This window comes from Synergistota bacterium (assembly GCA_025060595.1).
Lineage (GTDB): Bacteria > Synergistota > GBS-1 > GBS-1 > GBS-1 > 42-11.
In genome coordinates, this window is sequence record JANXBX010000003.1 from 70304 (window position 1) to 83136 (window position 12833).

General features: G+C 37.3%; 10 protein-coding genes. 2 read left to right on the forward strand and 8 right to left on the reverse strand.

Features of this window, described 5'->3' with window-relative positions; all coding sequences use genetic code 11:
* Positions 1-39: 39 nt before the first annotated feature.
* Genes NZ900_02795 through NZ900_02825 form a run of 7 tightly spaced genes read right to left on the reverse strand, consistent with a single transcriptional unit; the run spans position 40 to position 9865 of the window.
* Positions 40-1242, reverse strand: a complete 1203-nt coding sequence (locus NZ900_02795; GenBank protein MCS7233022.1) for a glycosyltransferase — start codon at positions 1240-1242, stop codon at positions 40-42.
* Entirely contained in the window at positions 1239-3878 is a 2640-nt protein-coding gene (locus tag NZ900_02800) for a hypothetical protein (protein ID MCS7233023.1), read from the reverse strand. The genes NZ900_02795 and NZ900_02800 overlap by 4 nt, the downstream gene beginning before the upstream one ends.
* Complete coding sequence (locus NZ900_02805) at positions 3850-4176, reverse strand: hypothetical protein (protein MCS7233024.1); 327 nt, start codon at positions 4174-4176, stop codon at positions 3850-3852. Before NZ900_02805 ends, NZ900_02800 begins: the two co-directional genes overlap by 29 nt.
* 5 nt (positions 4177-4181) lie before the next feature.
* The gene (locus tag NZ900_02810; protein MCS7233025.1) at positions 4182-4586 is read right to left on the reverse strand and encodes a hypothetical protein; all 405 of its coding nucleotides are present in this window, start codon (positions 4584-4586) and stop codon (positions 4182-4184) included.
* The gene (locus tag NZ900_02815; GenBank protein ID MCS7233026.1) at positions 4576-6621 is read right to left on the reverse strand and encodes a tetratricopeptide repeat protein; all 2046 of its coding nucleotides are present in this window, start codon (positions 6619-6621) and stop codon (positions 4576-4578) included. Before NZ900_02815 ends, NZ900_02810 begins: the two co-directional genes overlap by 11 nt.
* Positions 6618-8825: a hypothetical protein gene (locus NZ900_02820; protein ID MCS7233027.1), complete on the reverse strand. Its 2208-nt coding sequence runs from the start codon at positions 8823-8825 to the stop codon at positions 6618-6620. The genes NZ900_02815 and NZ900_02820 overlap by 4 nt, the downstream gene beginning before the upstream one ends.
* A gap of 47 nt (positions 8826-8872) precedes the next feature.
* Positions 8873-9865 (reverse strand): ATP-binding protein, encoded by a 993-nt coding sequence (locus tag NZ900_02825; GenBank protein ID MCS7233028.1) that lies wholly within the window; start codon positions 9863-9865, stop codon positions 8873-8875.
* Positions 9866-9989: 124 nt separating this feature from the next.
* Here NZ900_02825 and efp point away from each other — a divergent pair, with 124 nt between their 5' ends.
* Positions 9990-10562, forward strand: coding sequence for an elongation factor P (gene efp / locus NZ900_02830; GenBank protein MCS7233029.1), 573 nt, complete (start codon positions 9990-9992; stop codon positions 10560-10562).
* On the forward strand, positions 10559-11461 hold the full coding sequence (locus tag NZ900_02835; protein MCS7233030.1) for a hypothetical protein: 903 nt from the start codon (positions 10559-10561) through the stop codon (positions 11459-11461). Before efp ends, NZ900_02835 begins: the two co-directional genes overlap by 4 nt.
* On the opposite strand, the gene lat is transcribed toward NZ900_02835, so the two are convergent.
* Positions 11458-12795 carry an L-lysine 6-transaminase gene (gene lat, locus NZ900_02840; GenBank protein MCS7233031.1) on the reverse strand — a complete coding sequence of 446 codons (1338 nt, stop codon included), beginning with the start codon at positions 12793-12795 and terminating at the stop codon, positions 11458-11460. The two genes, NZ900_02835 and lat, sit on opposite strands and share 4 nt — an antisense overlap.
* Positions 12796-12833: the final 38 nt, after the last annotated feature.

The following is a 12833-nucleotide window of genomic DNA, read 5'->3' on the forward strand; positions in this document are numbered from 1 at the left end:
ACATCTATCCATCATGGGTAATTATACCACAACATGAGTCTATAGGAAGCTCTCCTTCACCCAATTTTCAAATCTATCGACGAAGCGCGCAAGGTCATACTCCTCTAAAACGAAATTATAGCTTTCCTCAGAAAGCCTCAAAGCAAGCTCATCATCAACAGCAAGCTTAAAGCAGAGATGCAAAAGCTCCTCAAAACTACTTCCAACTAAGAAGTGCTTTCCTTGTTCTCCTTTTAATCCCTTTGCTACGATAGAAGTAGTAACTACGGGAATCCCCCAAGACCAAGCGCTAACTATTTTCGTTAAACTCCCCATAGATTTTCTAAAAGGAGCTATAAAGACCCTAGATCTCTTTATATAGGGTGAGAGGTCATCAACCCAACCCAAAACATGGACCCCCTCAAAACTTAGAGCTTTGGATTTAAACCACTCGAGAGGTTCTCTACCTATTACCCAAAAGTTAGCTTCCTTGAATATCTTTCTATACTCAAGCCATACTTCTTTAATAAAACCAAGGATCTCTTCACATATCCACCTAACGTTTAAACTCGATGTAATCATTATATCCCTATTTTTCAACAACTCATTCCTTAGCAAAATTCTACTCTCAGGGAATCGAGCAGGCCTCCACAAAGTAGGCTTTTCAAATAAACTCAGGTACTTCCCCTCCAATGGAGAAAGATATATCATACCATCGCACTCTTTAAAAGCTTCGTCTTCCTCTTCCTTCAACCTAACAAAATTAACGAAAGCATCAAACTTTTCCGAGAAACTATCATAATAGTTAAGGAGATTACCATAAGCTCGCCATTCCAAATTATGAAGATCTATTATAATTTTAGAGTCAGAGAAAACTTTTCTAAGATAAGGGATGAGAAATCCCATATAAGAGTGACTTAATATTATTATTTTAGGATAAAATCCGCTTGAGGAAGCAGATTCCAAGGCTTGATATATTTCAGGTATATCATTTCTTAACCTAAAAAAGCTCCTATCGCTCAACAAAAGAGCTCTTAAGTAAGACTTCTTATCTTTAAACCTTCTAGGTTCAACTGTTAGAACTTTATAAGCCCAAGATAATTCCTTTAGGCTTTCCTTTAAAAAACCAGAAGGAGAGTTATACTGAATAAGAAAAAAATTCCATCCACGACTATAAAGCTCCTTCAACCAAGGGTAAACTGAAAACTGTCCTCCTGCTCTCAATGGATAAAAAACGTATGGTAATATCCACAAAGCTTTCATTTTGTTTTCCTCCTCAGAATAGGAAACACTAAAACACTAAGTAAAATAAAAGAAGCTATAATACTTGACGAAACAGAAGTTCTAGAAACTTCACAACCCCCTTTAAGCTCCGCAAACTCAACATTAAGCTTAAATAATGTTTCTATCTTGCCATTAGCTTCTCCATCAAGATCGTATTCTCCCCCATCGGTTAAAGCTAATACCCGATTGAAATTCTTAAATTTTTTGAATCCCTTTTCATTCCATAGGTATAATTGCATACCTATTACAGGGAAAGGAAACTCTATGTCCAAATCAACCACGCCACCTGGGTTCACATCAACTACATTAAAGAAAAACTCATAAGGATTACTCCCCTTCAAGGCGAAATTTTTAATCCTGCCATTATTAACCTTACACAGGATCTCGCTTCCCTGAACATAAACAAGTTTGGGATCAAAAGCATATGACCCCTCAAAAGCGTCTTCCACTCCATCACCATCACTATCTAATCCATTAAGTCCTTTTATCTCAAAGCTAAGGTTCCCTTGTGTAAAAGCACCCTTGTTATCCCCTACCTTAACGCTAATCCGAATGGTTCTATCCTCAGGCAAAGCATAAGCTATAAGGTAAGCCTCCGAAGATCGAGTAAGGAAAAAACCAATATCTTTATCTTGAAGCTCCCAATCATAATAAACTTCATCCCCATCAGGATCCTCAACAAGACAAGAAAACCTAAAGATGGTTCCCTTACTCCCAGATGTAGGAAAACAACTAAGAGACCTTATTATAGGTGGATTATTATAAGGAAGAGTCTTTACTGATATCAAAGTCCCCTTGCTTTCGTTACCTACTTTATCAACAGTAGTAACCTTAAAAGAATAAAGAGTACCCGGCCTAAGATTAGAAATAATAAAAGAGCTTGAACTTAAAGGAAATACTTCCACCTTTCCAATTAAAAGAGATCCTGAATAGATTTTGCAAGCTGAAAGATCTTCATCATTAGGATTATTCCAAAACAAAGTAACAGAAGAAGTAGAAGGCAAGGCTAAAAGATTATAAACTTCCTTAGGAGGGATAATATCTGGTCCTGGCTCAGGTTCTGGTCCTGGCTCTGGTCCTGGCCCAGGCTCTGGTCCTGGCCCAGGCTCTGGCTCTGGTCCTGGCTCTGGCTCAGGTTCTGGCTCTGGTCCTGGCCCTGGTCCTGGTCCTGGCTCTGGCTCAGGTTCTGGTTCTGGTCCTGGTCCTGGCTCTGGCTCAGGTTCTGGTTCTGGCTCAGGTTCTGGTTCAAAGGGGGGAGTATCCGATTCCATAAGAGTTCTAACGCTAATTACTTTCCCAACGCTTTCATTTCCAAAAAGATCAAGAGTAGCTACTTTAAAATAATATTCAGTATCAGCTAAAAGCCCCTGAATCTCACATTCGCTCTCTTTAGTTTCAAATAGTTTCTCCCAACCTCCTTGGTCAGTAGCAATATAAACCCTTATAGAGTTGAAATCCAAATCATCAGGATTTCTCCAAAGCAAAGATACAGAAAAAGCAGATGGTATAGCTTGGAAATCTGAAACTTCTGATGGCGGAGTAATATCATATTGGGCCTCGAAAGCCCCTATGTCAGGGAGTGCCCTGCCATCGTTATTCCCATCAGCAGGTCTTAATGCCTTATAAATATCGTCTCGGGGATAGCTCTCAGGATTACCAGCATCTATACATGGGCTACCTGGAGAAAGAGAGTAGTTCTCTCCAAACATCGGATTTACATTAATACAGTTTTCCCCTAAATATTTAGATACAAGGCTATATCTGCATAATATAGAGGAACCTGTGGAAAGATATATATCTTTATTAACCAAATTCCCTTCATTACCCCAAACAATGGAATTCTCCACCCTTATCATGGAATTACCCGTTAAATAAAGCCCCCCACCATCCTTTTTATTAAAAGTGCCAATTTTAGCAACATTATTAGTAACTGTAGAGCTTCCCAAAAAGACCTGAGAACCATTAACGATGTAAAGTCCACCTCCCCCATCCTCAGCAATGTTTTCAACTATGAGACAATTTTCAAAGATGACATTAGAACCATCAATTAATACTGCTCCTCCTAAATCTAAACTCTTATTGCCCTTAAAAACACTTCTTTTAAAATCAGCACTTAACAAACCGTAATTAACAAGGGCTATACCGCCTCCATGAGTACTCGCTGTTGAACTTTCCACCATAAGATCAAAAGCCTTGAGGCTGAGACTTCCTTGAGGAAAAACCTCAAAAAACATCGCTCCCCCTTTACCCCCGCTAAAACCATTTATAAGTTTTAATCCTCTTAATGTTAAGTTTAACGCTCCTCCTCTCACTTCTATCTTCAAGCATCTATCCCTTTTTCTCCCATCTAATTTAAAGATCCCGTTTTTAGATTCTATAGTTATATTTTTTATACCTCCATTAAAACTTATAGAGATATTCTCATCTAAATCGCCAATCAAGTATATGACGTCCTCCCCATCGCTTAAAAAAGCCTCTTCCAAAGCAGACCTTAGGGTAGGATAACCTGGTGTTGGAACCTCAAATACCTTACCTAAGACCACAGATTGAAAAACAAAGGGAAAAAATAAAATGAAACATAAAAACTTAACGCCTTTTAACAACAAGGAAATCAACACTCCTTCCTCCCTTACTTACCGTGTACTTACGAAGTTCAATAGCAGATATTTGAGTAGAAACTATTTCCCTTGACCATTTAAAGCCTTCCTTTTCCCCTCTCACCTCCCAGTCAGGAAGAAGATCGAGGATATCCCTTGTAGCTAAATCCTCAGCTATAAGAGTTAAAAGTATCAAATCCCTCGCTTCTCTAACTAACGATACGCTCTGAGTAATTAAGCTCAAAGTCCCAACACCAACTAGAGCAAGAATTAAAGTAGCTATTAATACTTCTATTAGAGTAAAAGAAGACCTCATAGAAATTACTCACTTTCAAAAGCGTGTTTCTCAAAACTCCTAAATATTCTAACTAACGCTTTTATAACTACCAAAATTTCAAGAAAGTCCCTAACTACCACCTTATCTCCCAAGCCATATCTTTCAACCTGTTCTATCATCTCAGACTCATATATAGTTGAACCGATAACTATGATATCAGGATTTAATCTCTTTAACTCTTCAGGCGACATAACTTTTATACCATCAATTTCCATACCCCACTTATTCTGATCATTATCAACAAAAAACGTTGGCCTCTTATTTAAAAATTTAAGTATCTCCATCACTTGTCTACCACCACTAGATGCACCAAATATAATCACATTATTAGATTTAAAAAAGCGATCAATCTTTCTTTCTAAATCTAATACCGCCTCTTTAAATCCCATTCCTTTTCACCCCCAATTCCTCTAGCCTTTTAGCTGCCAAAACGTGATCTGACTCAAAACTAAGACAAAGAGAATAAAAATCAACTGCTTCCCTTAAACGTCCTCTTTTGAGATATATTTCAGCCAGATGGAAATAAATCCCAGATTTATTATAAAAATCTCTGTCAAGGGCCTCCTTAAATAACTCCTCGGCTTTATCAAGATCTCCAAGCTTTTCATAAAGCGAAGCTATATTATAAGTATATAAAGGATCTTTAACGGCAAGCCTTCCAAAAAGCTTAATGAAAAGAAATAGCGCTTCTTGAGCATATCTCTTCTTTTCACTAACAGCGAGCGAAGCAATCAGGTTATAAAACAACGCTCGAATTCCTAAGAAATTAGTCTCAAGTAAGGACTCATCTTCAGGGGTGAGCGATTCTATTTCCTCTGAAAGTTTAGAAAAAATTCTTTCAACAGACCTATCAATATAAACGCCAATATTAAAGATCTTCAAGAGAAACACTATCTTGTAAAGCTTTGGTAAAACTATATCAAGGTAATTTAACGAATCTGAAAATAAACTGTCTAACAGATCCGTAAGCTTCACAGACTTAATCTCTAGCAAATCATCTAAACAGCGTGTAGAGAGATAAGGCTTCAACGGCTTAACAGAGTTAAGAGTATTAATACAAAGAGAGGTCTTACCTATCTTTTCAAATAAGGCGGCCTTTTTAACCAAAGCATATCCCTTATTCAGGGGCGATATTAGAGGATTAGACTCCGCTAATTCTATCATCTCAATAGCTTTTATATACTCACCTTTCCTTGAAAGCAAATCCGCTTTTAAAAAAAGAGCTCTCCAGTATCCACAATCTATAGTTAATGCCTTATCAAGGTATTCCTCTGCTTCCTCAAATTTGCTCTTACGATAAAGCATTCCTGCCTTAAAGTATAGAAAGTAAGCCTCAGCTCTACTCAACAAATATTCAGGCAAGGAAAGCTCCCCTTCATTAACTTTTCCATATACGATGTTGAGTAATCTTTCCTTGAAAGAAAATGAAGAACACTCCTTTTTAACATTAAATCTGATCTTTAATGCTTTATCTCTAAGACTATCATAATTACGCATAGCATCGTAAATGGTTTCTATAATGGCATCTCTATCAATCCTTGTCTCCAAAGAAACCCAGCTACCATTATTCCTTTCAAGATAGTAAGAAAGAAAGCTTCCCTTAGTCGTTATAACTGGTATACCATAAATCATACACTCCTTTAGAATACCGGAACCAGCTAAGGAGTATTGATAAGGATCATAGGGGAAAAAACCAATCCTTGAAGAGAGTAGTTCCCTTATAAACTCCTCCTGAGATTTATCAGGCTCTTTCTTTAGATATATCTTACCATCGTATTTCGCAAACTCTAAAATCATCCACTCATTCACATCAAATCCGAATAAACTTGCCCTTATCCTCAAACCGCTTTTCACAAGATCTGGAAGCACCATTAGAAAGACCGAAGCCCCTTTTCTCTCTTCAAAGCTGCCAGGGAAGAGAAGATCATAATCAAGACAAGAATCACAAAGATCTGAATAATCTGGAACGGGGTAGGTCAAAACCGGATAAATACCTTCTGAAAATACGTACTTTTTAGCCATATAAGATGCAACCTCATGCTCCCAAATGAAAATATACCCTTTTGAAGCTAAGAGCCTTAACTTCTCATTAAGAGCTAAAATATCAACAGAAGCATTATAAAGGAAAATCCTCTTTGAACAGGGTTTCACCTTTATCAATGTCTCAATGTGATCAGGTATTGTATCAAAGATAATAATAGCATCAATATCTTTTCTTCTTGTCAACTCTTCCATAATCCTTTCAAAATCGCTGAAGTAAATTATATTCCTATTCCTTTGAACTTCAGAAGGTACCATTATCGGCTGCTTAGAGTTTATATAAAAACTAAAATCACTTTCATTAAAAACCTTGAGTGACTCTTCAACCAAGCCCCTTGTATGACCAAAGGAGTAATAAAGCAAAAAAACAAAGGCAATACTCATACATCATTTCCTCCTGGTAAAGATATTTCTCTTAAATAACCTAAAGAGTAAAATATCAATAACTTACCATCCCTTAGTAAAAGCGGTATTCCAGAAAAAACATGGTTAATGAAGATAGTTTCCACACGCTCTATTCCACTACCACCTAATACAAAAGATTTCATGCCACCTAAACATATAACGTTACCTATATACAAACCATCTCTATAAATACAATCCCTTAAAGTCAACAGTCTAGGATCGAATAAAACCCTTAAGTTACCAGATACATAAGAACGTACAGAACCAGGGAAAAATAAGAGAAAAGTATCGTCTGGCATCAAATAAGTAAAGTCAGAATCCGACCAAAAGATGTCCTTATTTAGAGACAAATTCCTTAAATAAACCCTGCCGCCAAAATAGTAAGAGCATAACAGGTTCCCATTTTTATCTTCAAAGAGCTTACCGACCCTTGAACCTTCAGGTAAAAACAAGTTACCCTTCAGCTCACCAGAGTCAGGATTAATAATCCATATAGAGTTCTTAAAGCCTCCAGAAACATAAAGACTCCCATCCTTTAGCAAAAGAAAAGTTGCTCCAGGAAATTCATGTCTCTTCCAAAGAAGTCTCCCATCCAGAGAAAACTTACATAGGCTACACTCACCCCAATCTGAAATAAAAATACTCCCTTCGCTTTCAAGAGCATAGCTTGCATAAAAAAGAGGGGTTAACCTAATGATACTCTCACTTGAAAACAAAATCCTTCTGATAATTCCGGCATTCTCTTCAACAAGGGCTAAATAAAAATTATTGAACCCCAGAAGATTTGGTATAATTTCTACTAATAGCTCCCTACTTTTTAACTTCTCTGTAAACTTAATAAAATCTATATCTTTTCTCCAACTAAGAAATTTCTCAAAAAAGGTTGAACTTATATCTTCATCTCCAGAAAGAATAGCCGATCTTAAAAGTAGCCTAAGCATCCAGACTAAGAATTCAAAATCCCTCGAAGCTTTATTAACATATTCTTGATCTAACGAATTTTCCAAACATCGTTTAACCTCAGGCAGGATAAAATCTAAGATTCTAGTAATCACATCTACACTAGTATAATATTCTGACAGAGCTTCATAGAGTTCTCTCTTAAAGATCATCCTCTCACTGTTAGGTACATTCCAATATACTTCCCACGGCAAAAACCAAAGCTTGTAATTTAAGGTAAAAAACCTTAAGAGATCCTTCACATATGGAGCAATTCGCTTAAACGAATCTTCACAAGTTAATGAACACAAAAGATTAATCATGTTAGGATATAATCTCTTAAATTCAAGCTCAATGGATAAAAGCTTAGATTGCAATTTTACAAGATTATCAAAACTTAAATCACGAGCAAGCTCTTCAATAACAGTTTTCAAGGAAAGCCCCAAGGTTTTACCCTTATCTATGAAATAGCTAACAAACTCTTTAAATTCCCTTTCTGTCGTATCTGGATCAAATGCAAAACCTATAAGGAAGCTACGGGGTCTAGCTTCCGTTTCAGCATCTTCCCAACCTGATTCATCAACCTTCCTTAGAGAACTCCCATCCCAGATAAGCAGCAAATTCGAAGAGAGAATCACACCGTTTTTAAAGCTAATCACCTTTTTTAACAACCTTCCATTTCTAACAGTAAGTAGAAAGCCATCACAAAGCAAATATGGTTTATCATCGAACACTGTCCAAGAAGTCGGAGAAATCGGCAATTCCAAAAGACTCAGCGGTTCGCTACTCAAGGAATACTCTACAAGCAACCTTTCACCATTTGCAAGTAAAAAAGCTCTATTGGAGGAAAACTTCACCGAGCAAGGCATATCAAATATATAAACAGGTGAGGATAAAAAAAGAGAAGGTTGAACCTTTTTCTCAAAGTTTAAGATTGTTCTTCTATCTTTATCAACGACTACAAATTCTTGACCATTAAATCCAATCCAGTAGGGATGAGAAACCTCATATGGGAAGCTTTCCAACTCCCACTTATCCCTCTCTTCAAAATATCTATAAAGCTTCAACGTACCCACGTCGAGGAGATATACTCTATCATCGATCTTAGCTAAAGCAAGTGGATTTTTAAAACCCTCATATTTAGAAACTATTTTTCCATTTGAGTCTATCTTCAGGATACTTCCTTCCAGATAAGAGCTAATAAAAAAGAAATCCCCTACCTGTACGCTATCGTAAATTAACACCTTAGCTCCCTCCCCAACTTAAAGTTCGGATAGAGGTTATAATTTCTTTATAGCCCTAAAACCTCCTTTATAGCCCTTTCATGAAGACGAGTTTGGGGGCGTACGCCCCCAGTAATTGGGTCATAAAAGACTATCTCAGAAGATGCAAGCCTTTCAACACTCTCTCTATCTCTAAGAAGCATATCAACCTTACTTCCCATAACTATCCTAACAAGAACCTCCCCGTCCTTCTTAGCGAGATCCTCCCTTCCGCTCCACAATCTACCAAGTTTATCCAAAACTTCTCCCCTAACTGCATTGTACAAGACTTTAACAGACTCTCTAACTCCAAGAATCTTCTTCTTAGCAAGCACCCTTTCTAAAAACCAGGGGACACCACCACACCAAGAAACTACATAAGAAGATTCTGTTTCGCTTAATTTCTCATAAAGAAGGATATCTTTAGCGATTTCATCTGAGAAGAAATCCACAAAAAAATACTCAACACAATTAGCGAGAAAAGACTTGGAACATAATTCTTCTATAAAGAAGGTATCTGAGGTCATGAGTATAACGTGAGAAAGATGCTCAACCTTAGTTATCCTAACAAAAAAATTAAGAAGCTCTTCTAATACCCTGCCATCCTCAACAGAATCATATAAATATAAGCTTTTTAACTTTTGTACCTCGTCTATTACAATAACGTTTTTTCCTCCAAACTTCCTCAGCATCTCCTCTAAAAGCTCAAACGGATTTACCTTGCCTTCGCTCAAATCCTTTTTCAAGCCTTCATCTATTCTAGGAAACCCCTCTATACCTTCCTTACTAAAGGAACTTACGCTAAAAAGTAAATCGGAAAAAGTACGATAAGCCCTTAGTAACTTACCCCTAAAGTCATAATAAAGAATATTTCTACTTCCGGTTAACCTTTTCAAAACCTCCTTCATAAGGGTACTTTTACCAGAGGATTTAGGACCATATATAAATAAAATAGAATTAGGAAGACTTCTGAGATAGGCCTTAAGAAACCTTATCTCACCTTTCCTATCCCAGAACCTCAAATATAAGAACACCTCCTGTATATTTTATAATAAAAACCTATAAAGGATTATAGCATAGAATGATTCTTTTTGATACAATTATGTATGCTTTGGAAATACTGTCTTAGAAAGAGGAGGGATAAATGTGGCACAATCAATAGGAATAAACCAGATATATAAAGGAGTAAAAATAGAAATAGATGGGACCCCATATGAAGTTATTGAATACGAACATGTCAAGCCAGGTAAGGGTCAGGCTTTTGTCAGAGTTAAAATGGTAAATTTATTAACTGGTAATGTTGAAAGAGCAAGCTTTAAATCAAGCGATACGCTAACTTTAGCCGATTGTAGCGAAAGGGAAATGGAATTCCTATACTCTCAAGGAGATTCACTAGTTTTTATGGATCCCCAGACTTATGAACAGATAGAGATACCTAAAAACGTAGTTGGAAAAGCACAATACTTTATAAAAGAAGGGACAAGCGTATACGTGATCTTTTACCAGGGGAAACCTATAGGGGTCAATCCTCCAAAGCACATAGATCTAAAAGTTACAAGAACTGAACCAGGAGTTAAAGGAGACACCGTATCTGGAGCTATGAAAGAAGCAGAATTAGAGACAGGCTTAAAGATAATGGTTCCTCTATTTATAGAGGAAGGAGACATAGTTAGAGTAAGTAGTGAAACAGGAGAGTACATAGAAAGAGTAAATAGATGAATCCTTGGAGTAAGGCAAAGCTCTGGAGCGATTTTCTAAACCAAGTTAGGAGCTTCTTTCTAAAAAAGGGCTTTACAGAGGTAGAAACACCTTATCTAGCTCCGTGGTATAATTTAGACCCTAACATAAAACCAATCAGGGTAGAAGGTGGGCTTTTTCTCCAATCTTCCCCAGAGTTTTTTATGAAAAAGCTCGTTATTTTTGGAGCACGTAAGATCTTTCAAATAGCCCACGCATTTAGAGATGACCCTGTAGATGGGCTTCACACAAAAGAGTTCTTAATCTTGGAATGGTACAGAGTAGAAGAAGGTATAGATGCTATTAAGAGAGATGTCGAAGAGTTAGTTTTCGAGATTCTCAATAGATACCCTCCCCCATGGGAAAATATTAGTTTAAATGAGCTTTTCAAAGTCAAACTAAACATAGACCTAGAGGAGAATAAGGAAAGAAAGCTATTTTTGAATGCCTTGATAAGGGCAGGAGTAAAAGTTAAAGAAGATTACTCCTGGGAGGAGCTGTTTGAAGCAGCCTTCTTAAGCAATATAGAACCTGACCTACCAAGGGATAAAGCCTTTTGGCTTGTTGATTATCCATATCCCTTAGCAGCTTCATCAAAATGCAATGGATTCTGGAGCACGAGATGTGAAGCATTCGTAGAAGGTGTTGAACTTGCGAATGGCTACGAGGAACTTGATAACCCACAGGAGCAAAAAAGGAGATGGCTTTCTCGCGGCAAAGAAAACGAAATAGATTGGGAGTATATAGAGCTTCTTGAAAAAAAGGGGCTACCCCGGTGTGCCGGAATAGCCCTAGGCCTTGAACGACTTTTAATGCTTAAACTCGGTAATAAGAATATTCATGAAATTCTCCCTTTCAGCCCTTTGCTAAAGACCAACTAAACTTTAATTTCCTTAAGGGTCTCTCTTACCCTCTTCATCCCCTCCCTTATCTCATCCTCACCTATGGTCAGGGCAGGCCTAAACCTTACACCCTTAGTACCGCATCCCAATATTAATACCCCTTTTTCAAAGATCCTCCTTCTAAATTCATCCCTAATAGCAGATGTTGGAAAATCTATAGCAGCCATTAAACCTCTATATCTTACATTGGAAACAAGGTTTGGAAATTCTTCCTCAAGATGAAGAAGCTCTTCATGAAGAACCGGGGAAATTCTATTAACATGCTCAAGAATCTTATTCTCTTCGTATATCTCAAGTATCCTGGTAGCTCTTACCATATCAACAATATTTCCTCCCCAGGTGGAATTGATTCTACTTGACTCAACAAAACAATTATTCTCAACTTCATCAACCCTATTTGTAACAAGTATTCCACAAACCTGAGATTTTTTGCCAAAGGCTATTATATCGGGATACACATCAAAGTGCTGGAAAGCCCACATCTTACCAGTTATACCCATCCCACACTGAACTTCATCAAAAATAAGCATTATATCCTCCTCATCAGCTATCTCTCTAAGCTTCCTTAAAAACTCTCCCCTAAAGTGATTATCTCCTCCTTCACCCTGTATAGTTTCTATTATAATTGCCGCTATATCATCAGGATTATCATGTATAGCTTGCTTAATCTGCTTTATGCTTTCCTCTTCAGCTCTCTTCACTTCCTCAATATATCTCTCTAAAGGCCAAACTATTTTAGGATTTAAAACACGAGGCCAATCAAATTTAGGGAAATACATATGTTTACGAGGATCTGCTGTATTAGTCATACTTAATGTATAACCGGTTCTTCCATGAAAAGCATCCTTAAAGTGAATAACCTTATGCCCCTTTTCTTCCTTATAGCCCTTTTTGAAATTTTTTCTAACCTTCCAATCAAAAGCCACCTTCAAAGCGTTTTCTATAGCAAGAGCACCGCCATCTATTAGAAAGAGATGAACATACTGAGTCGGAGCAGCAACTTTCATAAAGGTTTTGACAAACTCAGCCATCTCAATTGTGTATATATCTGAATTAGCAACCTTATTGACAGCTGCTCGAAATACCCTTTCTTTAAACTCATCGTTAGCAAGCTTAGGGTGATTCAACCCTAACGGAGAAGAGGCAAAAAAGGAATATAAGTCAAGAAAGCGCCTTCCATCACGAGCATCAATAATCCAGCTTCCTTGACTCTTTTCCATATCTATAACCACAGGAAAACCATCAACAAGCATATATTTAGAAAGCAGTTCAAGAACCTCTTCTGGCCGAACGGAACATCTTTCTCCCATCATTTTCAATCCCTCCCACCCTTATTTGTCTCTTTTCCTCC

Coding starts and splice junctions, on each gene's coding strand:
- NZ900_02795 (MCS7233022.1), bottom strand. CDS start 1,242: ATGAAAGCTTTGTGGATATTACCATACGTTTTTTATCCATTGAGAGCA.
- NZ900_02805 (MCS7233024.1), bottom strand. CDS start 4,176: ATGAGGTCTTCTTTTACTCTAATAGAAGTATTAATAGCTACTTTAATT.
- NZ900_02810 (MCS7233025.1), bottom strand. CDS start 4,586: ATGGGATTTAAAGAGGCGGTATTAGATTTAGAAAGAAAGATTGATCGC.
- NZ900_02815 (MCS7233026.1), bottom strand. CDS start 6,621: ATGAGTATTGCCTTTGTTTTTTTGCTTTATTACTCCTTTGGTCATACA.
- NZ900_02835 (MCS7233030.1), top strand. CDS start 10,559: ATGAATCCTTGGAGTAAGGCAAAGCTCTGGAGCGATTTTCTAAACCAA.
- lat (MCS7233031.1), bottom strand. CDS start 12,795: ATGATGGGAGAAAGATGTTCCGTTCGGCCAGAAGAGGTTCTTGAACTG.